The sequence below is a fragment of the Francisella philomiragia genome, assembly GCF_018135955.1.
Classification (GTDB): domain Bacteria; phylum Pseudomonadota; class Gammaproteobacteria; order Francisellales; family Francisellaceae; genus Francisella; species Francisella philomiragia.
On sequence record NZ_CP063138.1, the window covers coordinates 974,942 to 998,031 of the forward strand.

Sequence of the window (23,090 nt, forward strand, 5' to 3'; positions counted from 1 at the left end):
GAACTAGTAGATTTTATTATATTTAGATAATGTTAGCAATTATGTTTCTAACTAGAAGTTAGCACTAGAGCCGCCGATACCTCTTGGCTGACTATTTTGAAAACCACCTTTAGGACCAGACAGCATCATCTGTCTATTTAATGCCCTATCATCATCACTAATTGCCAAATTACTATGAATATTTTTAGGTGCTGGAGTAGCTAGATCAGATAAATTAGGATTATCATCATCAGAGTCTTCATCACTCTTTGATTTTTTTTCCTGTGCGTTAGTACTTCCCCAACCCTTTTTAGTACTCATATTACGAGATTTACTGCTTGATTCACCGGGAATTCTCATATCTTCCTCTGTGATACCTAGTTGATGTTTTTTAGGCATTTGTGAAGCTTGACTATTTTTTTGATTAATCATTTGACGTTGAGAGTGTAGTTGCGTCTCACTTCTAGGATTTAAGTACTCTTGATCATCATTAGCAAAAGAAACAAATGGAGCCATAAAAATAGAACTCAATGCTGATACTAATAAAGTTTTTTTCATATTAACCTCTTAATTATAGATATTTTGTTATTATATTTTCTAATTCAACGGTGTCTTTTGCGAACTGTCTAATTCCTTCTGCTAACTTATTAGTCGCCATAGGATTTTCATTCATCTGCCAGCGGAAATTAGACTCGGTAATTTGTGGTACTTGTGTACTTACATCATTAGATTTTTTTAACTTAACTTCTAATTTCTCGAAATTATTTTCAAGCTCTTCAAGTAATACCGGTGATATAGTCAAAGCATCACAACCAGCAAGAGCAACTACTTGATTAGCACTTCTAAAACTTGCTCCCATAACGATTGTTTTAAACCCACAATCTTTGTATAGCTTATATATCGATTTTACAGAGTTAACACCATCATCGTCATTCACATCAGGAAAAGCATCAAGTTTGTTTTGTTGCATTTGCCAATCTGTAATTCTTCCTACAAAAGGTGATACCAAATAAACTCCAGCCTCAGCACAAGCCTGTGCTTGAACTTTATCAAAAATAAGTGTCAAATTACAATTGACACCTTCTTTTTGTAAAAGTTTAGCGGCCTTTATACCTTCCCAGGTAGCTGCTATTTTTATCAAAACTCGATCTTTTGATATTCCATGAGATTCATATTTTTTGATTATTTTTCTAGCATAATCGATTGTTTCTGCAGAATTAAAAGATACTCTTGCATCTACTTCACTAGATACTTTGCCGTTAATCACATCCAATATTTTTATTCCAAAAAACACCAGTATCTCGATAGCAATCTCTCTAATAAGCTCATCCCTCTTAAGCTCAGGATTATTCTGCTTAAACTTATCTATAGTATCTATAACTAATTTAGAGTATTTTGGATCTTTAACAGCTTTAAGTATCAAACTAGGATTTGTAGTAGCATCAACAGGTTTGTATTTCTTAATCAACTCAAAATCACCAGTGTCAGCGACTACCATAGTTACTTCTTTAAGCTGTTCTAATAACGATTTTTGCATAGTTTTTTTAATAAGATTTTTACACTTCATTAGTAAAGTATACAACTTCAAGAGTATTAGTAAATAAAGTAAATATTAATTATTTAAAATTTATTTGCTGTATTTCTCTTCCAACATTTTAAACATTGCTCTAACACCCATCATTTCTCCACCTTTTGGTTTACCTGGAGAGTTAGCAACATTCCAAGCCATTATGTCAAAATGAATCCAAGTGGGAGCATTCTCAATACCTACAAAATGCTCCATAAATAGTGCTGCCTTTACGGCTCCAGCAAAAGTTGACAGTTCACAGTGTGATATATCTGCGAATTCTGTTTCAAGATTTTTTCTATAACAATCAGCTAATGGGAGTCTCCAAGTCTGATCTTGCTCGATTTCCCCATAATTATAAATATCTCTTGCAACATCATCATTATTACAGAAAAATGCTGAAATTTTATCACCAACAGCCACTCTTGCAGCTCCTGTTAGAGTTGAAAAGTCTATTAAATATTCTGGATTTTTAGTAGCCTCTTCATGTAGTGGTTCAGCTAAAATCAATCTTCCTTCAGCATCAGTATTTGTAACTTGAACAGTAGTTCCATTTTTCATTTTAATGATATCACTAGGGCGATATGACTTCGCATCTACAGCATTCTCAACTGTAGGTATTGATAGAGTTAACCTTAATGGGAGATTATGTTTCATAATCATATAAGCAAGACCTATAGCGTTTGCAGCACCACCCATATCTTTATGCATCAGTAACATAAATTGCGATGCTTTTATATCAAGCCCACCTGTATCAAAAGCAACACCCTTTCCCACTATAGAAACTTTAGGGTGATTTTCATTACCCCAATTTAATTTAACTAATCTTGGGGGCCTATGACTTGCTTTGCCTACAGTATAAATACCCATATACCCTTGATTTTTTAGCTCTTCTCCAACTATTTCCTTAAAGCTGGCATCAAATTCTTTAGCAATAGATTTGATAATATTAGAAATATCTTCAGGACCCATATCTTCAGCAGGTGTTGTAATCATATCTCTAACAATAAAAGCTGCTTCGACTGTTGTTAATATGTGCTTATATTGTATTGGTAAAAATAATTTTACATCTACACCTTGTTGATTAGACTTATATTTTTCAAACTTGTAACTTGATAACCCGAAACCAATATAATGCAATGATAAATCAGAAATTTCTGAATATTCTATATGATAATTACCTTTGCTTAACTGACTAGACAAAGATGCTAAACTATACATATTTTCACAAACAATACAGATAATCTTTTGAATACTTCCCGATTCACCAGGTATAGCTATTATTTTCTTATCAGCAAACTGTTTGATGAAATTTTGACTAAAAGAATCTTGCTGACTAAGCCAGTTATCAAAATTAGCCTTGTGTATTAGATAAATAGGCTTAGAATCAAATTCTTTTTGTAAAGAAAAACATTGTAATCTCGTTGAAATATGCATAACTTTATAGCTCCACATCTTGATTTAGTATTAGCCAGTTATTAAAATCTTGCACTGTACTTGATGTAAAAATACCGGCTGTTTTATATAAGCTCAAAAAGCCCATAATATAATCAAACTCAGTATTATTTAACTGAATTAGAAACTGATAATAATTGTTTAAAAGTATAAAATACTGAGTAATAGTTGTTGTTCCTTGATCATACCTTTCTTTATATTTTTCATACGCAATTTTTGCTGCTGCAACAGACTTACGCAATGATTCTATCTCTTTCTTTTTAAGCTCAACAAATCTAAAAGCATACATAGCATCATTTTGAGCGACCCTTCCTGTTTGAATCATATCAAATTCTGAGGACTGATAATCATACGCGGCTTTTTTTAGTTCAGCATAGTTGGTACCACCAGCAAAAATATTCCAAGTAAGATTAATACCGAAATAAAAAGCATTAACAGTACCTTTTGATGGTAAGAAATTATCAAATACTGGATTACCTAGTGAACTAACATCATTAAAACCAGGAGAATATTTAACTTCAAAATTAACTTTAGGCATAAATGAGCTAGTGGCTGACTGATAATTATAGTAATTACTTTCTTTTGTATGCATAGAACCTAAGTATGATGGACTACTACGCATTGTAAGCTCTTCCCAACCTTCCTCGGTATTAGGTGATGGCTCTTTTATTTTAAAATCATTACTATACAAGACAACATCATCATCATTATTAGTAAACTTACGTAATTCAGCACGTGCAACTCTTTCTTCTCTCTGAGCAGCTGCATAACTAGCTTCTGCAATATAATAGTTTGCCTTTACTGTTTCGTAATCCGCAATATCAGCCGTGCCTGCTTTAAATTTACTCTCTAACTCATTTAGGCTTTGTTTGTTGGCTTTTAAATTATATGAAGTATATTCAACATTTTTTATCGCCTTAGCTAAGTTAAAATAGGCATAGCTTGTATCATACAAGAATTGTTGATAATTTGTTCTATAGTCTTGTTGAGCAAACTGAGCTACTTCCTGAGCTGACTGAAGATCTTTGTAAGCTCCATAATCATATAAAGGTTGTGTCAACGAGACAAGCCCTTTAATTGAATCAAAGCGACCACCAGCAATATCACCGTCGGCCATAGTTCTTTGATCTAGTATATTTGTAGCTTTTATAGATCCTCCAATATCTATACTTGGTAATAATCTTCCAAGTTGAATGGCTGGATTCATCTGTCTAGAATCTAATTGAAACCCTATAAACTTATATTGCGGTGAATTTTGTATAGACTGTTTTACTGTATCTGTATAGTCAGCTACAGTATTAGCTGCAGCACTAATACACGAGCCAAAGATTCCAATAAATACCAATAAATGTCTATACAATCTTTTCAAGAGCAAACTCTACTTTTTTATGTTAATTGAAATATACTTTTCTAAATCACTTAGAGCTTTATCAATATTGGTAGAGTTATTACCGCCACCTTGAGCCATATCTGGGCGACCACCACCTTTGCCATCTATATAACCACTAAATTCCTTAGCTATATCTCCGGCTTTGATTAATGATGTTATAGATTTACTAACTCCAATTACAAACTGCACTTTATCAGCATTTATAGTACTTAACACTGCTACCATCTTATCATTTTTTGACTTGTAATCATCAATTTTTTCTCGCAGTGTTTTGATATCTACACCTTCTAAATTAGCTATTATTAATTTGATACCGTCTATTGAAGACTCTTTAATATCGCTATTTGCTCCTGATAAAATATCTTTTTTAAGTTTAGCAATTTCTTTTTCTTGATTCTTAAGCTGCTCTAACATTGACTGTAGTTTATCTAATAGGTTAGAGTCATTTGACTTGGTAATTTCTTTTATTGCTGCTAGTTTATTTTCGATAGCAAAAGTATGCTTTATAGCTTTATTAGCTGTTATTGCCTCTATTCTTCTGATACCAGATGCAATACCACTTTCTGACACTATCTTAAATAAACCAATATCTCCAGTATATGCAACATGAGTTCCTCCACAAAGCTCAATAGAGAAATCTCCCATTGAAATCACTCTGACAATATCTCCATATTTCTCACCAAATAAAGCTTCTGCTCCTAGAGATTTGGCTTTTTCTTGAGATGTTTCTATAGTAGCAACAGGATAGTTAGCTCTGATTTGTTGATTAACTAGAGTTTCGATCTGTTCAATTTCAACACGTGATATAGCCTTATCATGCGTAAAATCAAATCTTAATTTATTATCATCAACAAGTGAGCCTTTTTGCTCAGCATGACTACCTAAGACAATCTTTAAAGCTTTATGTAATAAATGTGTAGCACTATGATTAGCAGCAGTAGCAAGTCTTACTGAATCATTGACCCTCGCGGTTACTTCATCATAAGTATTTAGTATACCCTTAGATAGTTTACCAATGTGTAAAACTGCTTCACCAGATTTTTGCACATCCTCAACTATAAATTCAACACCGACACCTTCTAAAACACCTTTATCACCAACCTGACCGCCAGATTCAGCATAAAACGGTGTTCTGTCAAGAACTATAACAGCCGTGCTTTCAGCTTGAATTGTATTAACAGGTTGTCCATCTTGATATATCTCAAGTACTTTAGCATCTTCAATTAATGTCGAGTAGCCTCTAAAATCTGACTTTGCTTGTGAATTAATAATGCTGTTATAATCAACATTGAACTTCCCTGCTTCTTTTGACCTTTGCTTTTGTTTTAGCATTTGCTCTTTAAATGCTTCTTCATCAACTTTTAGACCTTTCTCGCGAGCCATATCAGCAGTCAAATCCAAAGGAAAACCATATGTATCATAAAGTCTAAATGCTATATCTCCAGAAATAGTATCACCTTTTAGACTCGCAATTTCTGTATCAAAAATTTTGATACCATTTTCAATAGTCTTTAGGAACAACTCTTCTTCTTTTATAAGAGTCTTTTCAATAAGTTCTCTCTTATCTATTAATTGAGGATATGCTTCACCCATTTGGTTAATAAGCTCTGCTAGTAATTTGTAGAAAAATATATCCTTAGCGCCTAGTTTATTACCATGACGAATTGCTCTGCGAATAATTCTTCTTAGAACATATCCTCTACCTTCATTCGATGGCAAGACTCCATCTGCAATTAAGAAAGCACATGAACGTATATGATCTGCCACCACTTTTAAAGAAGGTGAATTTATATCATCAGCATTAGTTACTTCTTGAGCTTTTTTAATCAACGCTTGAAATAAATCTATATCATAATTACTATGAACATCTTGTAGTACTGCTGCTATTCTTTCTAAGCCCATTCCAGTATCAACAGATGGTTTAGGTAAATCCGTAACTGTACCATCAGCATGACGATTAAACTGCATAAATACTATATTCCAGATCTCGATATATCTATCTCCATCTTCATCTGGAGTGCCAGGCAATCCTCCTGCAACCTCTTCACCATGATCATAAAAAATCTCAGTACATGGACCACAAGGGCCAGTATCACCCATTGACCAAAAGTTATCATTTGAGTCTATACGAATAATTCTTTCTTTTGGTAAACCAATATGATTGTGCCATACATCAAATGCTTCATCATCTGTTGCATATATAGTTACCCATAATTTCTCAACAGGTAATTTGATCTCTTTAGTCAAAAATTCCCATGCAAAGCTGATAGCATCTTTTTTGAAATAATCACCAAAACTAAAATTACCTAGCATCTCAAAAAAAGTATGATGTCTAGCTGTATAACCTACATTATCCAAATCATTATGCTTACCACCAGCTCTAAGACACTTTTGAACTGTAACAGCTCTAGAAAAATCTCTTTTTTCTAATCCCAAAAAAACATCTTTAAATTGCACCATTCCAGCATTCGTAAATAATAAAGTATCATCACCAAATGGTATTAAAGATGAACTTGGTTGATGCGAGTGGTTTTTAGACTCAAAATAGCTTATAAATTTATTACGTAACTCTTTAGTAGAAATCATAGTTTACCTTCCAGTAGATAGCGCTACAGATATTTAAATTAAATTCAAAACAGCTAGTATTATAAACCATTTTAGTAAACAAAATAAACTCTACCAATCGCATTTGAATATAAATAAGTATATAATCGTAAATAAGTTGTTGATTTTGTGTAAGTTTTAAAATGAAAAAAAAGATATTTATCTTTTCAGTAATTATCAGTGTAGTAGTAGCAGTATCTGGTATTGTATACTATTTTCACTATCAGTCTGAACTTGAAGAAAAAGCAGCTGAAGCAGCCGCAAAAGAAGCGGAAATGCCAAAACCTCATGACTACTGTTTAATCACGTATTTAGAATCTTCTGATAATGGTAAAACATGGCATAAGACTAATGTAACAACAGGCAAAAAGCCTATGTTCAAAGCGCAATGCTGGAAGAAGTATATCCAAATTCTAGATGGTTTCTCAGCTAGTATAGACAAAAATGGCCAATGGTGTAACAAAATTGATGATAATAAAATAATAGCTCACCCGGCTATGTACTTCTCAGATCAACCTTTTGAGTCTAAAGATGAGTTAGCGCCGAAAGTAGATACTCCAAACGAAACATTACAAGATAATAAGGCTAATTAATTCTATTTTGATAAACTCTCATAATAACGCTTAAATATCTTGTTAGAAAATTTATTATCCTCATTAGAGATATTGTTAATAATCTCTAGATGATTTTGACAATCTATTAAGTTGCCTTCATACAAAAATCTTAAACTATTTTTACATTTCAAATCTTTCGGATAGGTATTTTTTTTGATCTCATACCATGATGATAAACGATTAATATCATCTGATGATACTATGAACAAATGTTTCTTGACTCGTGTAATAGCAACGTAGAACAATCTTCGCTCCTCTTCGATTGTTTCATCACAAGCCTTAGAGTTTTTTTCACCGAAAAAGCCACCTTCTGTAGCATCATGTACAACAACATAATCCCATTCTAAACCTTTGGCTCTATGCATTGACATGATCTGGATCTGATTCGGATCATTTTCACCCTGCTGGTTTGATTTTATGTATAGCTCATATAAAAGTTCAATAAATTTTGATAATGAACTTTTCTTACCTTTAGCAAAACTACTCATTCCATCTATAATTTGTAATTTAGATTTGCTTGAGTGCGTCTCTCCAGAGACTTTAGAAATTTGTTTTTCGAGATCTAAAGTTTCTAATATAAAACTTATAGCTCTTTCTGACTTTTTAATCCGAGTATTATTAAAAATAGCTCTCCAACTAGCCGATACTGCTAATATATTTTTTTCTTTAAATGGTTTATCAACTGTTTTGGTCAATTCTGAAATTATATTCATGCTAGCTGAAATATCTTGAGCTATTTTATTTGCCAAATTTTGTTTAACATCTTTTTTTAGATATAGTGACGGATAATCAAGCATAGCTTTTATAAACTCAATTCGTTGATCGATAGTGTGTTTAGCAAAACCCCTACCCTTGTTAAATAGCATCAAATACCCATATATAGCTTTAAATAGATTTTCACTAAAAATATTCTTATCTGCAACCACGCTATAAGCTAGATCATGATACAGGCAGCTTAACTCAAATACCGTTGTTGAATTATACTTACGCACAAGAATAGCTATATCGCTAGCTTTGACACCACTATCAATCAATGCTTTAAGTTTAAGGACAACTTTATCACTACTATCGAGGATACTAATATCAGTTGTTTTATTTAATTTAGGGTATGTAATACATAGATTATCATGGCGTTTTTTATTATTAGTAATAATATTATTTGCCATCAAAGATACTAAATCACCATATCTAAATGTGTAAGATAAGCAATATTGTTTTACATTTTTAAAATCTTTTTTGAAACCTTCTAACATGTAATATGGAGTAGAGCCACGCCATTGATATATTGTCTGATCAACATCTCCTACGGCCATAACATAAGTGTTTTGTCCAACTAAACACTTCAAAAAAAACTGTTGTGCCTGATTGATATCCTGATATTCATCTATGATTATATGAGAATATAAGCTACTTGCTTGAGCTATGCTATTTTTATCTTTTTCAAAAAGCTTTGCTGGAAGGTAAATCATATCATCATAAGTAATAGCTTTTTGATGCTCACATTCTTTGCTAAAGTCTAAAAACACTTTATCTAAAAGTTTTTTCTCTTTAGTATTAAGTTCACTGAGTTTTTTGTTAGTAAGAGATAAGTCTGATTTCAATAATGAAATATATTCTTTAAATGTTTCAACTCTTTCGTTATCAATATCTTTAGTTATTTTAAATTCTTTTTGATATAGCTTAAGTAGCTTTGAAATAATTGCATCTATTTCATACTCTTTAAGAATCTTATCTGCCTTAACAAATCCTGCTTTTGCAAAAGCTTGTAAGAAACTATTTCCTAATGAGTGCATTGTTCTTACGTTAACTAACCTTGCAATATCAGCTTTAATAACCTTTTTAAGTCTCTCTGCAAAATCAAGTTGAGCTGATTTGTTATACATTAGAACCAATATCTTATTTGGTGGAACTTTATTGTCAATTAGATATTCAATTCTTGCTATTAAAGTTTGAGTTTTTCCACTCCCAGCAACTGCAGAAACTAAGGCATGTTTATCTAAATCATGAGTTATTATTTTTTGTTGTTCAGCTGTATATTGCATTTAAAAATTCGAATTTGATTATTTTTCTTGTAGATCTTTGGCAAATAATCGAGAGACAAGATATACCAAGGTTAAGACTGCTTGCTTAACTATATTAACTATTATCTTAACTATTTCTAGAATAGTTATACCTAAGTATTTGAAATAGTTGAGCATATTTACTTTTGCTTTCTTATCTTTGATAAATTTAAAAGGCGCAAATACAAATAACAATATTGCAATCATTACAATATAAGAAAATATACTCCCTAATATCTGCTCATACCATTGAGCAAACCTATAAAATAAAACCAAAACTATCACAGTTAAAATAACTAAAAGTACGAATAGAAATAGATTCTTATTCTTCATCTATGATCTCCTGAAACTATTTGTTTATATAATGATATCATTATTTAAGCTAACTTATGTTATAATCTTAGTCCAAATTTATGAAACAATAATTAAAATAATTCATGACGACTGATCAAAGACTACAAATCGTTCTAGAAGCTTTAGATAATTTAAAAGGCCAAGATATTCAATCTATTAACGTTGAGCATCTTACTGATATGATGGATAACATAGTAATTACTACAGCATCATCTACTACTCATGCTAAATCACTAGCAAGAAATCTAGAACAAGAACTTAAAGATAACAAAATTACAATACTAGGTATTGAAGGCGATAATAAATCTGACTGGGTTTTAGTTGATATCGGTGACATTGTTGTACATATAATGCTAGAAGAAACTAGGGAACTTTACGCACTAGAAAAACTTTGGGATATCAAACGCAAAGAAGACTAATAATGAAGCTAAAGCTTTCTGCAATGCAGTGGCAACAAGTACAAAATTTTGCTACTGATAGCCTTGGTTTATCATCTATATCTAAAGCTGACTGCGATTTATCTGAATATATTCCTTACTATAACAAATGGATAGAAAATAACTATCATGCAGATCTTGAGTACATGATAAAGCATGGCTCAAAGAGATTTGTTCCAAATGAATTAGTACCTGGCACTAATAGCGTAATTGTTGCCACATTAAACTATCTTAACAGAACTATAGCTATCAAAAATGAAGTTAAGAGATTAAAATCCTCAACAGATATTGCAGAAATATCTATATATGCTCACGGTAGAGATTATCACAAGGTAATGAAGAAAAAACTTCAACGATTAGGTGAGTATATAAATGAGCTTACAGGTGATCATCAATTCAGAGTTTTTACAGATAGTGCTCCAGTACTTGAACGTCCGCTAGCTGAAAAAGCAGGATTAGGCTGGCAAGGCAAAAGCTCTATGCTTATGAATAAAATACAAGGTTCATTTTTCTTTATTGGTGTAATTTATAGTAATCTTGATTTGTCAGATTTACCTACTCTTCCAAAGCATCAAGATTCTTGTGGCAAATGCCAAGCATGTATCAAACTATGTCCAACTGGAGCAATTCAACATGGTAAAATGATTGATTCGCGAAAATGTATCTCGTATCTAACAATAGAAAACAAAGGATCTATACCTCTAGAGCTTCGAGATAAAATTGGCACAAGAATATACGGTTGTGATGATTGTCAATTAGTTTGTCCTTTTAACAATAATGCTCCCATAACTAGAGAAAAGGATTTCCAACAGAGAGATTTTTTAATAAATAAACCTCTTCTTGAACTATTCTCATGGACTAGAAAAGATTTTGATAAATATACACAAGGTTCGGCAATCAGAAGAATTGGTTATGATGCTTGGATAAGAAATATAGCTATTGGTATCGGAAACTCACCATATAAACTAGAAAATATACTATCATTAGAAAATAAGAAAAATGAATTTCTAGACAAAGAAATTGTCTTGGAACATATAAAATGGGCTTTAAATAAACAAATTAATCTAAGTAAAATAGATAAATGATTGTGATTTAATGCCGGTTTGTTAGAATAACTTAGGATAGACATTTCCAAACTAAAGGAGAAATTAAATAATGAAATTAACTAAAACTCTATTTTTAGCACCATTAGTTGCTGGTTCACTTATTGGTGGTGCTTTCGCAGCAGCAGATAATCAAGATGATCTTAGCTACTCTGTTGGCTATACTATGGGACAAGCTTTAAAAACTCAAATGGATCAAAACAACATAACGACAGATAACCAAGAAGTGGTTAGTGGTCTAACAGATGGAATATCTGGAAGCAAGTCTAAACTTACTCCAGATCAAATGCAAAATGCAATGTTACAATTTCAACAACAAGCAGTAGCTGCTCAGAAAAAATAATTAAGGGAGCTAATTATAATGACTAAAAAGAAATTATTAAAGGCTTTGGCCGTTGCTGCAATTGCAACAAGCTTGGTTGCATGTTCAGATAGTTCAAGTAAAGATAAGTCAGCTAAGGATGCTGCTACAAATTCTGGATCTTCTGTAGCTACTACAGCTCCGGTTGTGCAAGGTACTGATACTGTTACAAAAAATGCTAGCTATACTATTGGTTATGGCATGGGTGCAACTATCGAAGCTGATAAAAATGTAAAATCATACAATCTAAACAATGATAAAATTATTGAAGGTTTTTCTGACGCTTTAAATGCAAAAAAACCAGCTATATCTCCAGAAGAAATAGCAAAAAACATGGATAATCTACGTAATAAAGTACAACAGAAAATGAGTGAGGAAAGAGTTTCTAGCTTCCTAAAAGTTAAAGATAGCATTTATGGCTCTGATCTTACACCTAAATCTGATGTAAAAGATCCAGAAGTAGTTGTATATGAGTTCTTTGATTATCAGTGTATGTACTGCTCAAAACTTGCTCCACAAATTGAAAAAGTAATGCAAGATAACAGTAACGTACAAGTAGTTTTTGCGGAATTCCCTATATTTGGTGAAAGAGCTCCTGCTTCTGAATATGCTGCTGAAGTAGGTACTGCAATATATAAATTATATGGTGCAGATGCTTATGTTAAGTATCATAATGGTATCTTCGCTACAGGTGAAGATGAGGGTAAACTAAAAGACTCTACTATTGATAAGGTTGCAGTTCAATGTGGAGCTGATTTAACTAAAGTTAAAAAGGCTATCAAAGATGATAAAATTGCTGATCATCTAAGAGATACTTTAAAACTAGGTTTTGAAAATCTAGGCATTCAAGGTACGCCATTCTTAGTGATTGCTCCAGCTGTCAATGCTAATGCTGATAATACAACTGTAATAGGTGGTTATACAGATGCTGATAATATCCAATCTGCGATAGATAAAGCTAAAACAGCTCCAAAAACTGTAACTGCTACAAACAATACTACAGTAGTTACAACCCCTACTGCTACTGCTGCAGTAAATGATACTCAAGCTCAATCAAACGTAACAGAAGCTCCAGTAACAGATTCTGGTAGCTCAGTAACAGCAGATCAATCTAATAATCAAGATGATATTGAGGCATAATTAATCTTACATATTCTTTATATTACTTCTATTCTTAATCATGATATGTAACTACTAAATATTACCGACTTTATCTGTTAAAATATATCATCAAAATTAATCACTATAATTCTTATGTTTCAAATTAGAAAAGGTAGCAAATATCTTGTTTTCTTTGTTGTAATCTTTGTGGCACTACCACCCTTTGCTATAGATGCTTATATTCCTGCTTTTGGTAATATTGGTAGTTTCTTTAATGTTGATGTAAATAAGCTCGCTATTACTATATCTACATACTTTATAGGTTTTGGTGTAGGTATGTTTTTTTGGGGTGCATTATCAGATAGTTTTGGTCGTAAAAAAATACTTATTATTGGTATGCTTATTTATATAGTAAGTACTATCTTATGCTCATTTACACATAGCTTTGATACTTTGATATTAATGAGATTCTTACAAGGTCTTGGAGACTCTCCAGCATCTGTTGCAGCTATGGCTATACTAAAAGACTGCTATAGAGGTCAAAGGTTAGTAAAAACTGTAGCAACAATGGTTATGATATTTATGATTGCACCAATAGTTGCACCTATAATAGGCAGTATTATTATTTACACAACTGGAAGATGGCAAGATATTTTCCATTTCTTAACTATCTATGGTGTTATTTTGTTGGTTATTACAATAGTTATGCCAGAAACTCATCCTATACATAAACGCTCTAAGAGCTTAGCTAGAAGCTTTAAGGTATATCTCATTCATATAGCTAACTTACCATTTGTCATCGCAGCTCTGACGGGAGCCCTATGTTTTGGTGCATTGTTTAGTTTTATTAGTACATCATCAAATCTAATTATTGAATATTTTCATCTTGGGTATACTCAATACTGTATATTGTTTGCATTAAATATGTTTGGAATAATCTTTGCTGGTAACTTTATCAAAAGAAAACAGACTGCGCATAATCAAAGAGAGCTTATTATTATTGGTTATTACTTGGCTATAATAGTAATATTACTTAATATATTAAACTCTTATTTCTTGAATGATATTTACATATTTATTGTATTAAACGCTCTAGCAACAGGCTGTTTTGCACTAGTGAATATTATAACAACATCAAAAGCCCTTGATATTCTCAAAGAAGGTTATGCTGCTGGCAATGCGATAATTAGACTAGTTAAATTTATGGTTGCTGCTTTGGCGGGTTTTTTCTTAAGTTTTCTATCAATATCAAAGCTAATGGTCGGTATCCCTGTTCAACAATTAGCATTTATAGTAATTTCAGTTGTCATATTCATGGGTATTAAAAATAGACTTTTCGCCAATTAAAGATGTGTAATAATTTGATTTAAAATATTTTTTTACGAGTATGACAATATGGTAGTGTCCCTTTCTTCATATAGTAGTCTAGATGATAGTCTTCCGCTACATAATAAGGTTTAGCCTCTCTAATATCTGTAGCTACCTTGTAGCCTTTATCACTAAGTTCAGATTTTATATCTTCTGCAATCTGTTTTTGTTTATCATCATAATAAAATATAGCCGATTTATATTGCTCGCCAATATCTGGACCTTGGCCATCAACCTGCTCAAAATCGTGTATTTCAAAGAAATACTTTAAAACTTCTTCTAAAGATATTTTTTTCTTCTCAAAAATTATTCTAACAACTTCTAAATATCCAGTATTCCCTGCACAAACTTTTCTATAATCAGGATTTGGCTGATCTCCACCACAATATCCAGATTCTGCAAATACAACTCCATCAAGTTTTTTCATGTAATATTCTACACCCCAAAAACATCCTGCAGCTACAATAATCTCTTCTGTTTCTCCCAGACTTTCTACTGGTACAAAATCTACAGATGCTGAATTCACACAGTAACGTGTATTTAACTTAGTATATCCTTCTCCATGAAATATATGTCCAAGGTGGCCATCACAATTATTACATAGAATTTCTGTCCTTCTGCCATCAGCATCGGGTAATTGTTTTACATTATTATCAATATGAATATCATAACTTGGCCAACCGCAAGTTGAGATGAATTTGCTATCAGCCTTGAATAACGGCGTACCGCAATTACGACAGATATATGTACCCTTTTGATCTAGATCATTATATCTACCTGTAAAAGGATGCTCTGTATCTTTGTTAATTATTATCTCGTATTGATGTGGTGTTAAGCTCTTCGTTTTTAACATTATAATATTCCTAGCTGTTAAATATTGTTAATAATTATCATATAAACTCAAAAAAATGTATATTCTAATCTACAATATTTATATGATATTAAAAGCTATTTTTTAGCACAATATTGGAGAAATTGGTATGAATTGTAATATAAAAAATAAAGACTACATCTCACTCGCTGCATTCATAATAGTTATTTTGGGTATAGGTATGTCTGTTGGGGCTTTAACCGCAACAAGTATTCCAACATGGTTTGCAAAACTAAAATATCCCTTTTTTGCTCCGCCTAACTGGATATTTGCTCCAGTTTGGACGATTTTGTATATTATGATTGCAATATCTGGATGGCTAGTATTCAAACAAAAAGCTCTTAGAGAAAAGGTATTTATTATCTACGCAATACAGCTAGGTTTAAACTTCTTATGGAGCTTTATATTTTTTTGCTGGCATAATATTGATTTAGCTCTTTTAGAAATTTCTATTTTATGGATATTTATTGCATGGAATCTTAAAATATTTATGGATATAAATAAAGTTGCTGGATATTTGCTTATACCATATCTTTTATGGGTAGGTTTTGCATGGATACTTAATCTTAACTATGCGATGCTTAATTAACAATATCCTTATCTGCAACAACTAGGTGCAAATAGTGCAAATGCTTATCATATTGGTTGACAATATCTGCAATGACTTGGTCTTTTGAATACCCCATAATATCATAATACTGACCTCCATGACTTAGAAGTACTTCTACCCTATTATAATTACCTAATTTTGACTGATATGATCTTAGCATCACACTATATATAAAATCTTCATTACCTTCTATTGAAATAGCTAGTTGGATATGATCATGGTCTTTAATCACTTCTGTATTAATACCATTTTTTTCCATTTCAGTTGCAACCTCAATTATGGCTGTTGTAACATCTTTTTGTAAAAACTCTATAGCCTGATCTTTTGATGGTTTATGAGCAATAGCTTCTAATCTTTTCTGCCAAGATGTGTTTGCTTTTGCAAATTGAACAACAGTTGAATGTGTCTCAATACTTTTAAGCCTTAGATAATCTAATCTTAAAGATTTAATTAGTGAAACACACATCAAAAATAAAATAAACAACAATGGAAAAGCACTAATTATAGTAGCTGATTGTAAAGCTTGTAAACCACCTGCTAAAATTAATGATATTGCAAGTAAACCGCTAAGTACTGACCAAGCAATACGCTGTAATGTTATTGATTGTTTGGCATTACCTGTAGCTAAAATATCTATAACTAAGGCTCCACTATCAGCAGATGTTACAAAAAATGTCACTATTAAAAATACTGCCAAAACTGATAATAGTGTTGAGAATGGAAAATGTTGTAAAAATTCAAATAATGCTACGGGTATATTATTATTCGCGGCATCTATCAAAGCTTCACCATTACCATTCATAGCTATTTCAATAGCAGAATTGCCAAAAACAGTCATCCATAAAAATGTAAACCCAACAGGGATAAACAATACACCTATAGTAAACTGGCGAATTGTTCTACCTCTAGATACTTTGGCAATAAACATTCCAACAAATGGCGACCAAGCTATCCACCATCCCCAATAAAATAATGTCCAACTTTTTAGCCATTCTTGATTTTCTTGATTGTAAGCATACAAATTAAAGGTCTGATTTACTATAGTACTTAGATAGTAACCAATATTTTGAATATAATCGCGTACCAATACTGATGAATTACCCAACAATAGTATAAAAACTAGTAATAATACTGCCAATATAATATTAAAATTACTTAGTGCCTTAATGCCTTTTTCAAGTCCTAATCCTACAGATATTGTTGCTAATGCGACTATAACTACGATATAAATAACTTGCATATTTACAATATCTGGTAAACCTGTCAAAAAGCTCATCCCCGCACTCACCTGCATTGCACCAAATCCTAGAGATGTTGCTACACCAAACAATGTTCCTAGTACTGCAAAAACATCAATGGCATGACCTAAGGGACCATATATATGTCTGCCTAATATTGGATAAAGTACCGATCGAGGTAATAAAGGTAAATCATGTCTATAAGCAAAATATGCTAATGATAAACCTACAATTGCATATACTGACCATGCTTCTATACCCCAGTGGAAAAATGTTGTATTCATAGCTTCTTTAACAAGTACTAACTCATCTGAAGACATATTAGGAGGAGCTAAAAAATGCTTCAATGGTTCTGCTACTCCATAAAACATCAAACCAATTCCCATACCCGCTGCAAACAGCATAGCAAACCATGAAATATTAGAGTACTCAGGTAAATCATGTTCTTGACCTAACTTGATATCACCAAAGCGACTGAACATTAGGATCAAACATAAACATAAAAAAACACTCATTGCCAATATATAAGCCCAACCAAATTTTTCTAGAATTAAATTTTGTAGATTTTGGATATGACTAGCAAATTGATTCGGATAAAAAATTCCTGACAATGACAGGACAATAGCTAAAATAATAGCAGGATAAAAAACTGGAGCATAAGCACCTTTTTCTCGTTGCATAATATTCCTATTTTTTGATAACAGTTGTATTACCTTAACATTTATAACTACCTATATCAAAAATACATACCGTAACTATTTATTCTAAGTACTAAAAAACATACAATATCTAGCAAAATATTATAGCTAATAGCTTAATGAAAAATCTAAGTCAAAAATTAATCAAAGAAATAAAGAAGCTTCACTCACCTCAAGGTAGAAAAAAATCTATCTACTATGTTATAGAAGGATTAAGATGCTGTGATGAAGCCTTATCAAGATTACCTAAAGAAGACTTGATTGCACTATTGACAACAGAAAATACTGATAGCATTAGCTACCCTGTAGATAAAAAATATATTCTCTCTGAAAAAGATCTTAATGAATTGACACAAACACAAAACTCTCAAGGAGTGCTAATCTTAGCCAAGAAAAAAGATACATCATCTGATTTTGAATTTAAAGATGATTTCATACTAGTGCTAGATAGAATACAAGATCCTGGTAATATTGGTACTATATTGAGAACTGCTATAGCAGTTGGTTTGACAGAGATTGTACTTATAGATGGTACCGTAGATCCTTTTAACCCCAAAGCTATAAGAGCCGGTATGGGCGCACAATTTAGTCTGAAATTCAGATATTTTGAAAATCTAAGTGCTGTAAGAAATCACCCCACACTAAAAGAACGAAAAATTTGGCTGACAACACCACATGAGGGAGTTTCTTGTTATTCTGAAGAATTTAAGTTGAGTAACAGTGTCTTAGTCTTTGGAGAAGAAGCCAATGGTATAGAGGACTTTTCAGTAGGTGAAAAGACAATGATTCCTACTCTAAGTAATATTGAATCTCTAAATGTAGCTCAAGCGGCTACGATATATTTATTTGAGGGTCTAAGGCAAAAAATGCTAAAATAAATGTACAAAACTAAAGAGGAGAAGTGCCATGAGCAAATGTAAAACACATCAAAACCACGAACATAAACACCAAGATAACTGTGGTCATACAAGAATCAAACATGGCGATCATTACGACTATCTACACGATGGTCACCTTCATCATGAACATAATGGGCATTACGATGAACACACTCTAGATGTCACAACTAAGAATCCTGATGAATGTAAACCAATCAAAGATGAATGCTGTGATCACGTACATGGTCCGGATTGTGGTCATGAAGCAGTACCACATGGTGATCACATAGACTATATTGTTGATGGTAGATTACATCATCGTCATGGTAATCATTGTGATGATCACGGTCCAGTTGAGGTTATTAAAAATAATAAAAAATAATTTAGAACCTTACTTTAAATTAAGCTCTCAATATTATCAATCTCGAAATCATTATACTTATCAAATATTTCAACCAGTTCTGTTGGGATTTTTGCAGGTCTGCCCTTCTGAGCATTTATCATTACCCACAGAGTATCTGCTTTACACAGTAGAGCTTTATCTGACTTTCTATAAATATGATATTTTCTAAATGTAGAAATTTTAGTAATACTCTCTACCCACGTAACTACAGCGATATCATCACCTAAAAATCCTTGCGATAGATACTCTATAGTATGCTTCTTAGCAAACCATGTAAGTCCTTGAGACTCCGTTAAGTCAAAAACCTTATTAGCCTTGACATGCTCAATAGCCACATCCTGCATCCATTGAAGATAGACAATATTATTAAGATGATTATTTGGATCGATATGTTCAGGTAATACCTTAGTTGACAAAACAAAGTATTTTAACTGCTGATTCATTTCTGACCTAAGAACTCAAGCAAATCACTATAACCACCAATCTGTTTATCATCAATAAATATTAAAGGTGTAGTTTCTAAATTATACTTATGTTTAAAAGCATCTGTTTCAGCTCTAGTTTTTAAAATATGGTCTTCAAAACACCAACCCTTTTCTTCAAATAACGCTTTTGCTTTTAAACCATACGGACAAGTTTTTTCTGGTGTTACCATTCTGTATAAAACAATCTTATTAAACTGTTGAGTCATTCTCTTATATTCCAAAATAATGTAGTATTAATATTGTAAGTATAGCACCAGCAATGAAATTTGAAAGGTAAGATTAATATGTGTACTAATGTTTTTATAAATAAAAATCAATACAAAATCGAAGCAAGATCTATGGATTTTCCAATAAATATTGCCTTTAAAAATGGTTGGGGTTATGTCGGTATTGAAAATGTAACAGATGTTGTAATAGATGCTGATAAAATTCCTGAAAGCAGAATCGCTAAGTGGACTTCAAAATATGGTTACTTTTGTAGATTAGGATTTGAGAGTTATGTAACAGATGGTTTAAACACTCAAGGCTTTTCATATAGTATCTTGTATTTAGATGGTACGGTATATCCAAGTTATGATGATAATGATAATAGGCCTGCACTAGCGGTGTATGAGTTAGGTAATTTTTTGTTAGCTATGGCAAAAGATGTAGCTGATGCTCTTAAATTAATATCTGAGTATCAGATAGTGAATAGTGCTGTAAAGTTAAAAGATGGCATATATATAAAAAATATTCCTCTTCACATGTGTCTAAGAGATGCTAATGGCAACAGTGCTGTGATAGAGTTTATTGACGGTAAAATGTACATTCATAAAAATGCTGGTAATGTCTTAACTAATGCACCTACTTACGAATGGCATCTAAGCAATATTGAAGAATATAAATCACTACTACAGCCATTAGTAAATAATAGTAATCCTAAATTTAGTGATAGAGTTATTAATTATGCTGATACAATTTCAAGCTCTCGTCCAGAAGTAGCTCAATTAGTTGGACTACCTGGAGATTTTAGTGCAGCTGCAAGATTTGTTAGATCTTATATATTATCTGAACTGATGCTTGAGCCAAAATCTAATAGAGAAGCTATATTTCATGCAGCATCAATTATTGCCAATGCTTCTGTACCACCTTATGAGAAATCTATGACACTATGGACAACTATTAAAGACCTCAAGAATCTAACTGTAGCATATAAAGATAATGCTGTATATCAAGGCACAGGTCCTGTAGGAGTTTATGCTATGAATATAGATAACGGTTATGTTACTTATGATCTAAATGCGATGAACTTCTATGCTATCCCGCCAGCTGAGCAAGATTCTGGGCTAAAAGTAACATCTCCGAATGAAATCAAACAGATCATAGATATGTCAGCTGTTGTTGGTTTAGAAAGACAGTAACTTCAAGATTTATTTGCGATACTTGGCTTTAATGACTTATTTATTTTTGTTGTTTTCTGATTGTTTCAGCTTAATTGGCATATGATTACAAAATGGCTCTTCTGCTAAATAGCTACCATGGATATTATAAGCTCTAGCTCTACAACCTCCGCAAATTTTGATAAATTCACATGAACCACATTTACCTTCATAAACACTAAAATCACGCATATCATGCATCACATCACTATTTTGCCAAATATCTGCAAATGATTTCTCTTTGACATTACCTGCACTCACAGGTAAATAGCTACATGGGTAAACGTTACCATCAACATCTAGCAAACAAATACTTTGACCAGCTATGCAACCTTTGCCACCACCAGTACCAAAGCTAAGAGCTCGTGATCGAACTTTTGCATTATCTTCCTTATTACGCTCAAATCTAATGCGATAATAGTGTGGCGCACAAGTTGGACGCACAAGCATATCTTGCTCATCAGCTTCCATATCATAGTGCCAATTTAGGATTTCTTGATAATCATCGACATCTATTAACTCTTGCATAAGCTCTTCGCCACGCCCTGTTGGCACTATCATAAATAGATACCATGCCGTAGCTTCAAGAGATTTTGCTAGTTTATAAACATCTTTGATTTCATGTTGATTGCGTTTGGTAAATGATGAATTTATCAAGAATGGTATACCATGTTTTTTAAATACTTTCGCAGCATTTACAGTTGCTTCAAAGGCGCCTTTTTGGCTTCTAAAATCATCATGTGTCTCAGCTGTAGCACCATCTATACTCAAAGATACTATACTTATCCCTGAATTTTTGATTTTTTCACAAATCTCATCAGTAACTAATGAACCATTAGTTGCTAGTGCCATACGTAAACCTTTATTAGCACCATATTTTGCTAGCTCAAAAATATCTGCTCGCAAAAGTGGCTCTCCTCCAGAGAGTACCAATACAGGGTTAGCAAATTCCACTATATTATCAATGATTCTAAAGCCTTCCTCAGTAGAGAAATCTGGATGTCCTACTACTTCACATTCTGAAGATGAACGACAATGCACGCATTTAAGATTACAACGTCTAGTTGTCTCCCATGCCATCCATTTAAGTTGATGTTTCACTATAGTTGCCTATCTAGGTATTATGAAATATTATAACAAATAAAAAACATCTCTAGAAAAGTAATTTTTAGTACTATAATATATATAGAAAATTTAATATATCAATAATAAGTTATGAAATTAAAAAAAGTTTTATTTGCTTGCTCAATTGCTATATGTTGCATCAGTTTAAATAGTTGTATATTAAAACTTCCTTTTCAAATTGTAGATGATGTTTTCCACGATATTACACCTTTTTAATTTAAGCTGAGAATTACTATAAGCATCTATTCAGATACGAATAAGATTATTAATATTTGTTAATTTTTATAATTTACTTATCTATAAGTCTAGTATATTAAGGTTATATATGTAATATTAATAATACTTAGTTTAAAACTAAATTTATGAAAATTATACAGGAGAAATGAAATGTTAAAGAAAGTCGCGATTGCTACAAGTATATTAGTTAGTGGATTAGTTTATGCTGCCCCTTCAGCAGACTTTGCTAAAGTAGAAGAACAGCTAGTTAAAAATGATAACTACTCTGGTCACTTCATCCAATCACGCAAAATTCAAGGTTTAGATAAGCCTATTCTTGCATCTGGTGAATTTGAGCTATCTAAGAAAGATGGTTTAGAGTGGAACCAAGAGAAACCGTTTAAATCTTCTCTAAAAGCAACAAAAGATACTATCACAATTAAGACTGCAGATAGTCCAAAATCTGTATTTGGTGAAGAAGATAGCCCAATGGTGTTCTCATTCACTAAGATATTCTTGTCTGTATTAGAGGGTGACTCAAAAGTAATCTACGATAATTTCAATACTAAATTCAGCGGTACTACAGATAATTGGACATTAGTACTAACTCCTAAGACTGAATTACTATCAAAAGCTCTTAAAGAAGTAACTCTAAAAGGTGGTGAAACTATAACTTATGTAGAAGTAGTTGATGCTCAAAATAACGTTATGGACATACAGTTTAGCGATATCGAAATTGATTCTTAATTAAATCT

23 protein-coding genes are annotated in these 23,090 nt (G+C 32.2%); 11 read left to right on the plus strand and 12 right to left on the minus strand.

Features of this window, described 5'->3' with window-relative positions:
* Window positions 1–51 precede the first annotated feature (51 nt).
* The 5 genes from IMS64_RS04785 to alaS form a co-directional block, all read right to left on the minus strand.
* Window positions 52–537 (minus strand): hypothetical protein, encoded by a 486-nt coding sequence (locus IMS64_RS04785; protein ID WP_035735649.1) that lies wholly within the window; start codon window positions 535–537, stop codon window positions 52–54.
* Window positions 538–550: 13 nt separating this feature from the next.
* Window positions 551–1,516 (minus strand): transaldolase, encoded by a 966-nt coding sequence (gene tal / locus IMS64_RS04790; RefSeq protein ID WP_211491094.1) that lies wholly within the window; start codon window positions 1,514–1,516, stop codon window positions 551–553.
* A 90-nt stretch (window positions 1,517–1,606) separates the two neighbouring features.
* A complete protein-coding gene (locus tag IMS64_RS04795; RefSeq protein WP_211491064.1) occupies window positions 1,607–2,983 on the minus strand; it encodes a M17 family metallopeptidase in 1,377 nt (458 codons plus the stop codon).
* A 4-nt stretch (window positions 2,984–2,987) separates the two neighbouring features.
* Window positions 2,988–4,370, minus strand: a complete 1,383-nt coding sequence (locus IMS64_RS04800) for a TolC family protein (RefSeq protein ID WP_035735643.1) — start codon at window positions 4,368–4,370, stop codon at window positions 2,988–2,990.
* A 9-nt stretch (window positions 4,371–4,379) separates the two neighbouring features.
* The gene (gene alaS / locus IMS64_RS04805) at window positions 4,380–6,977 is read right to left on the minus strand and encodes an alanine--tRNA ligase (protein ID WP_211491065.1); all 2,598 of its coding nucleotides are present in this window, start codon (window positions 6,975–6,977) and stop codon (window positions 4,380–4,382) included.
* 161 nt (window positions 6,978–7,138) lie between these two features.
* On the opposite strand from alaS, the gene IMS64_RS04810 reads away from it, so the two are divergent.
* Window positions 7,139–7,588 carry a hypothetical protein gene (locus tag IMS64_RS04810; RefSeq protein WP_211491066.1) on the plus strand — a complete coding sequence of 150 codons (450 nt, stop codon included), beginning with the start codon at window positions 7,139–7,141 and terminating at the stop codon, window positions 7,586–7,588.
* Window positions 7,589–7,590: 2 nt separating this feature from the next.
* Here the strand turns inward: IMS64_RS04810 and IMS64_RS04815 are convergent, their stop codons facing one another.
* The gene (locus IMS64_RS04815; RefSeq protein ID WP_211490014.1) at window positions 7,591–9,651 is read right to left on the minus strand and encodes an ATP-dependent helicase; all 2,061 of its coding nucleotides are present in this window, start codon (window positions 9,649–9,651) and stop codon (window positions 7,591–7,593) included.
* 18 nt (window positions 9,652–9,669) lie between these two features.
* Window positions 9,670–10,002: a hypothetical protein gene (locus tag IMS64_RS04820; RefSeq protein WP_211490015.1), complete on the minus strand. Its 333-nt coding sequence runs from the start codon at window positions 10,000–10,002 to the stop codon at window positions 9,670–9,672.
* A 104-nt stretch (window positions 10,003–10,106) separates the two neighbouring features.
* Between IMS64_RS04820 and rsfS the strand changes: the two genes are divergently transcribed.
* The 5 genes from rsfS to IMS64_RS04845 all read left to right on the plus strand — a co-directional run bounded on the left by rsfS (window position 10,107) and on the right by IMS64_RS04845 (window position 14,372).
* Window positions 10,107–10,442, plus strand: a complete 336-nt coding sequence (rsfS, locus tag IMS64_RS04825) for a ribosome silencing factor (protein ID WP_004287676.1) — start codon at window positions 10,107–10,109, stop codon at window positions 10,440–10,442.
* Between the two features lie 2 nt (window positions 10,443–10,444).
* Window positions 10,445–11,545: a tRNA epoxyqueuosine(34) reductase QueG gene (gene queG, locus IMS64_RS04830; protein ID WP_211490016.1), complete on the plus strand. Its 1,101-nt coding sequence runs from the start codon at window positions 10,445–10,447 to the stop codon at window positions 11,543–11,545.
* A gap of 70 nt (window positions 11,546–11,615) precedes the next feature.
* Window positions 11,616–11,906 (plus strand): FKBP-type peptidyl-prolyl cis-trans isomerase N-terminal domain-containing protein, encoded by a 291-nt coding sequence (locus tag IMS64_RS04835; RefSeq protein ID WP_004287674.1) that lies wholly within the window; start codon window positions 11,616–11,618, stop codon window positions 11,904–11,906.
* An 18-nt stretch (window positions 11,907–11,924) separates the two neighbouring features.
* Window positions 11,925–13,064 (plus strand): DsbA family protein, encoded by a 1,140-nt coding sequence (locus tag IMS64_RS04840; RefSeq protein ID WP_211490017.1) that lies wholly within the window; start codon window positions 11,925–11,927, stop codon window positions 13,062–13,064.
* A gap of 114 nt (window positions 13,065–13,178) precedes the next feature.
* On the plus strand, window positions 13,179–14,372 hold the full coding sequence (locus IMS64_RS04845; protein ID WP_211490018.1) for a multidrug effflux MFS transporter: 1,194 nt from the start codon (window positions 13,179–13,181) through the stop codon (window positions 14,370–14,372).
* A gap of 19 nt (window positions 14,373–14,391) precedes the next feature.
* Here the strand turns inward: IMS64_RS04845 and IMS64_RS04850 are convergent, their stop codons facing one another.
* Window positions 14,392–15,246, minus strand: a complete 855-nt coding sequence (locus IMS64_RS04850) for a bifunctional methionine sulfoxide reductase B/A protein (RefSeq protein ID WP_035735621.1) — start codon at window positions 15,244–15,246, stop codon at window positions 14,392–14,394.
* A 127-nt stretch (window positions 15,247–15,373) separates the two neighbouring features.
* Here IMS64_RS04850 and IMS64_RS04855 point away from each other — a divergent pair, with 127 nt between their 5' ends.
* Window positions 15,374–15,853 (plus strand): TspO/MBR family protein, encoded by a 480-nt coding sequence (locus IMS64_RS04855; RefSeq protein WP_012280962.1) that lies wholly within the window; start codon window positions 15,374–15,376, stop codon window positions 15,851–15,853.
* Here the strand turns inward: IMS64_RS04855 and IMS64_RS04860 are convergent.
* Window positions 15,846–17,792: a BCCT family transporter gene (locus IMS64_RS04860; protein WP_211490019.1), complete on the minus strand. Its 1,947-nt coding sequence runs from the start codon at window positions 17,790–17,792 to the stop codon at window positions 15,846–15,848. The genes IMS64_RS04855 and IMS64_RS04860 overlap by 8 nt on opposite strands.
* A gap of 137 nt (window positions 17,793–17,929) precedes the next feature.
* Here IMS64_RS04860 and IMS64_RS04865 point away from each other — a divergent pair, with 137 nt between their 5' ends.
* Both IMS64_RS04865 and IMS64_RS04870 read left to right on the plus strand, forming a co-directional pair.
* The gene (locus IMS64_RS04865) at window positions 17,930–18,688 is read left to right on the plus strand and encodes a TrmH family RNA methyltransferase (protein WP_088821275.1); all 759 of its coding nucleotides are present in this window, start codon (window positions 17,930–17,932) and stop codon (window positions 18,686–18,688) included.
* Window positions 18,689–18,716: 28 nt separating this feature from the next.
* Window positions 18,717–19,070, plus strand: coding sequence for a hypothetical protein (locus IMS64_RS04870; RefSeq protein WP_088821276.1), 354 nt, complete (start codon window positions 18,717–18,719; stop codon window positions 19,068–19,070).
* Between the two features lie 14 nt (window positions 19,071–19,084).
* Here IMS64_RS04870 and IMS64_RS04875 read toward each other — a convergent pair whose 3' ends face one another.
* Together IMS64_RS04875 and IMS64_RS04880 are read right to left on the minus strand one after the other, a co-directional pair.
* Window positions 19,085–19,534, minus strand: coding sequence for an acyl-CoA thioesterase (locus tag IMS64_RS04875; RefSeq protein WP_004287666.1), 450 nt, complete (start codon window positions 19,532–19,534; stop codon window positions 19,085–19,087).
* The gene (locus tag IMS64_RS04880) at window positions 19,531–19,782 is read right to left on the minus strand and encodes a glutaredoxin domain-containing protein (protein ID WP_042518253.1); all 252 of its coding nucleotides are present in this window, start codon (window positions 19,780–19,782) and stop codon (window positions 19,531–19,533) included. Before IMS64_RS04880 ends, IMS64_RS04875 begins: the two co-directional genes overlap by 4 nt.
* Before the next feature lie 78 nt (window positions 19,783–19,860).
* Here IMS64_RS04880 and IMS64_RS04885 point away from each other — a divergent pair, with 78 nt between their 5' ends.
* Complete coding sequence (locus tag IMS64_RS04885; RefSeq protein WP_211490020.1) at window positions 19,861–20,976, plus strand: linear amide C-N hydrolase; 1,116 nt, start codon at window positions 19,861–19,863, stop codon at window positions 20,974–20,976.
* A gap of 36 nt (window positions 20,977–21,012) precedes the next feature.
* Here IMS64_RS04885 and IMS64_RS04890 read toward each other — a convergent pair whose 3' ends face one another.
* Window positions 21,013–22,095, minus strand: coding sequence for a radical SAM/SPASM domain-containing protein (locus tag IMS64_RS04890; protein WP_211490021.1), 1,083 nt, complete (start codon window positions 22,093–22,095; stop codon window positions 21,013–21,015).
* A 411-nt stretch (window positions 22,096–22,506) separates the two neighbouring features.
* Between IMS64_RS04890 and IMS64_RS04895 the strand changes: the two genes are divergently transcribed.
* Window positions 22,507–23,082 carry a LolA family protein gene (locus IMS64_RS04895; RefSeq protein WP_035735605.1) on the plus strand — a complete coding sequence of 192 codons (576 nt, stop codon included), beginning with the start codon at window positions 22,507–22,509 and terminating at the stop codon, window positions 23,080–23,082.
* Window positions 23,083–23,090: the final 8 nt, after the last annotated feature.

What these genes read in the sequence shown, in the direction of transcription:
- IMS64_RS04885 (WP_211490020.1), top strand. Translation starts at nt 19,861, where the DNA reads ATGTGTACTAATGTTTTTATAAATAAAAATCAATACAAAATCGAAGCA.
- queG (WP_211490016.1), top strand. Translation starts at nt 10,445, where the DNA reads ATGAAGCTAAAGCTTTCTGCAATGCAGTGGCAACAAGTACAAAATTTT.
- IMS64_RS04870 (WP_088821276.1), top strand. Translation starts at nt 18,717, where the DNA reads ATGAGCAAATGTAAAACACATCAAAACCACGAACATAAACACCAAGAT.
- IMS64_RS04810 (WP_211491066.1), top strand. Translation starts at nt 7,139, where the DNA reads ATGAAAAAAAAGATATTTATCTTTTCAGTAATTATCAGTGTAGTAGTA.
- IMS64_RS04820 (WP_211490015.1), bottom strand. Translation starts at nt 10,002, where the DNA reads ATGAAGAATAAGAATCTATTTCTATTCGTACTTTTAGTTATTTTAACT.
- IMS64_RS04840 (WP_211490017.1), top strand. Translation starts at nt 11,925, where the DNA reads ATGACTAAAAAGAAATTATTAAAGGCTTTGGCCGTTGCTGCAATTGCA.
- IMS64_RS04875 (WP_004287666.1), bottom strand. Translation starts at nt 19,534, where the DNA reads ATGAATCAGCAGTTAAAATACTTTGTTTTGTCAACTAAGGTATTACCT.
- IMS64_RS04835 (WP_004287674.1), top strand. Translation starts at nt 11,616, where the DNA reads ATGAAATTAACTAAAACTCTATTTTTAGCACCATTAGTTGCTGGTTCA.
- rsfS (WP_004287676.1), top strand. Translation starts at nt 10,107, where the DNA reads ATGACGACTGATCAAAGACTACAAATCGTTCTAGAAGCTTTAGATAAT.
- IMS64_RS04815 (WP_211490014.1), bottom strand. Translation starts at nt 9,651, where the DNA reads ATGCAATATACAGCTGAACAACAAAAAATAATAACTCATGATTTAGAT.
- alaS (WP_211491065.1), bottom strand. Translation starts at nt 6,977, where the DNA reads ATGATTTCTACTAAAGAGTTACGTAATAAATTTATAAGCTATTTTGAG.
- IMS64_RS04860 (WP_211490019.1), bottom strand. Translation starts at nt 17,792, where the DNA reads ATGCAACGAGAAAAAGGTGCTTATGCTCCAGTTTTTTATCCTGCTATT.
- IMS64_RS04850 (WP_035735621.1), bottom strand. Translation starts at nt 15,246, where the DNA reads ATGTTAAAAACGAAGAGCTTAACACCACATCAATACGAGATAATAATT.
- IMS64_RS04865 (WP_088821275.1), top strand. Translation starts at nt 17,930, where the DNA reads ATGAAAAATCTAAGTCAAAAATTAATCAAAGAAATAAAGAAGCTTCAC.
- IMS64_RS04880 (WP_042518253.1), bottom strand. Translation starts at nt 19,782, where the DNA reads ATGACTCAACAGTTTAATAAGATTGTTTTATACAGAATGGTAACACCA.
- IMS64_RS04785 (WP_035735649.1), bottom strand. Translation starts at nt 537, where the DNA reads ATGAAAAAAACTTTATTAGTATCAGCATTGAGTTCTATTTTTATGGCT.
- IMS64_RS04845 (WP_211490018.1), top strand. Translation starts at nt 13,179, where the DNA reads ATGTTTCAAATTAGAAAAGGTAGCAAATATCTTGTTTTCTTTGTTGTA.
- IMS64_RS04795 (WP_211491064.1), bottom strand. Translation starts at nt 2,983, where the DNA reads ATGCATATTTCAACGAGATTACAATGTTTTTCTTTACAAAAAGAATTT.
- IMS64_RS04855 (WP_012280962.1), top strand. Translation starts at nt 15,374, where the DNA reads ATGAATTGTAATATAAAAAATAAAGACTACATCTCACTCGCTGCATTC.
- IMS64_RS04895 (WP_035735605.1), top strand. Translation starts at nt 22,507, where the DNA reads ATGTTAAAGAAAGTCGCGATTGCTACAAGTATATTAGTTAGTGGATTA.
- tal (WP_211491094.1), bottom strand. Translation starts at nt 1,516, where the DNA reads ATGCAAAAATCGTTATTAGAACAGCTTAAAGAAGTAACTATGGTAGTC.